This is a genomic window from Roseateles sp. P5_E11, assembly GCF_054049355.1.
Genome location: NZ_JBFUMO010000812.1, coordinates 1 through 2,001, shown reverse-complemented (window position 1 = coordinate 2,001; position 2,001 = coordinate 1). Strand labels below are relative to the sequence as shown.

Here is a 2,001-nt window from a genome sequence, read left to right as displayed (position 1 = left end):
AGTTGATGTTGCGCGAAAACTCGACCTGCTTGCCTGAAAGGTTGCCGTCGTTGTTGCTGGCCAGCTGCTGGCTCAGKATCAGGATGGAGTTCAGCGGCGTGCGCAGCTCGTGCGACATGTTGGCCAGGAACTCGGACTTGTACTTGGACGTCAGCGCCAGCTCGGCCGCCTTGTCTTCCAGCGCGTGGCGGGCCTGCTCGACCTCGGCGTTCTTGCGCTCCACTTCCTCGTTCTGCTCGGCCAGCAGGCGGGCCTTGGTGCCGAGCTGCTCATTGGTCTCCTGCAGCTCGCTCTGGCGCGACTGCAGCTCCACCGTCAGCTGCTGCGACTGCGACAGCAGCGACTCGGTGCGCATCGTCGCCTCGATGGTGTTGAACACCGCGCCGATGCTCTGCGTCAGCAGTTCCAGGAAGGCCAGCGAAGCGCTGCTGAAGGGCTGCAGCGTGGCCAGCTCGATGACGGCCTTGGTCTGGCCCTCGAACAGCACCGGCAGCACGATGACGCTGACGCGCGGCGCGTAGCCGAGGCTGGACGAGATAGCGACGAAGTCCGAAGCGATGTCGGCCAGCAGGGTGCTGCGCTTCTCCAGCGCGCACTGGCCGACCAGGCCTTCGCCCATCTCGATGGTGGGCGCCAGCCGCACGGCGCCGGATTGGGCGTAGCTCGCCAGCAGGCGCAGCTGCTGGCGGTTGTCGGCCTCGGCGCCGGCCACGTGATAGATGGTGCCCTGGTGCGCCTGCACCAGCGGTGCCAGCTCGGTCAGCAGCATCTGGCTGACGGTCTGCAGCTCGCGCTGGCCCTGCAGCATGCCGGTGAACTTGGCCAGGTTGGTCTTCAGCCAGTCCTGCTCGCGGTTGCGCTCGGTGGTCTCGCGCAAGTTGGAGATCATCGTGTTGATGTTGTCCTTGAGCTCGGACACCTCGCCCTTGGCCTCGACCTGGATGGCGCGCGTCAGGTCGCCCTTGGTCACGGCCGTGGCGACCTCGGCGATGGCGCGCACCTGGGTCGTCAGGTTGGCGGCCAGCAGGTTGACGTTGCCGGTCAGGTCCTTCCAGGTGCCCGAGGCGCCCGGCACATGGGCCTGGCCGCCGAGCCGCCCGTCCACGCCCACCTCGCGGGCCACATTGGTCACCTGCTCGGCGAAGGTGGCCAGCGTGTCGGTCATGTTGTTGATGGTGTCGGCCAGGGCCGCCACCTCGCCCTTGGCCTGCACGGTCAGGCGCTGGGTCAGGTTGCCGTTGGCCACGGCCGTGACGACCTTGACGATGCCGCGCACCTGCTCGGTCAGGTTGGAGGCCATGAAGTTSACGTTGTCGGTCAGGTCCTTCCAGGTGCCGCCCACGCCGGCCACCTTGGCCTGGCCGCCGAGCTTGCCCTCGGTACCCACCTCGCGGGCCACGCGCGTGACCTCGCCGGCAAAGGCGTTGAGCTGGTCGACCATGGTGTTGATGGTGTTCTTCAGCTCCAGGATTTCGCCGCTGACGTCCACCGTGATCTTGCGGTTCAGGTCGCCGCGCGCCACGGCCGTCGTCACCTCGGCGATGTTGCGCACCTGAGCCGTCAGGTTGGCGCCCATGGTGTTGACCGAGTCGGTCAGGTCCTTCCAGGTGCCGGCCACGCCGGGCACGACGGCCTGCACGCCGAGACGCCCTTCGGTGCCCACTTCGCGGGCCACCCGCGTCACTTCCGACGCGAAGGAGCGCAGCTGTTCCACCATCGTGTTGATGGTTTCCTTGAGCTGCAGAATCTCGCCGCGCACGTCCACGGTGATCTTCTTGGACAGGTCGCCGTTGGCCACCGCAATGGTCACGTCGGCGATGTTGCGCACCTGGCCCGTCAGGTTGGACGCCATGGAGTTGACGTTGTCGGTCAGGTCCTTCCAGGTGCCGGCCACGCCGGGCACCTGTGCCTGGCCGCCGAGCTTGCCTTCGGTGCCCACCTCGCGSGCCACSCGGGTCACTTCGGACGCGAACGAACGCAGCTGGTCCACCATGGTGTTGG

General features: G+C 67.2%; 1 protein-coding gene. It reads right to left on the bottom strand.

The genetic code is table 11. The features are described from left to right. On the bottom strand, positions 1-2,001 hold a 2,001-nt coding region (locus ACXJKR_RS30925), incomplete at both ends, for a HAMP domain-containing protein (RefSeq protein ID WP_457326104.1).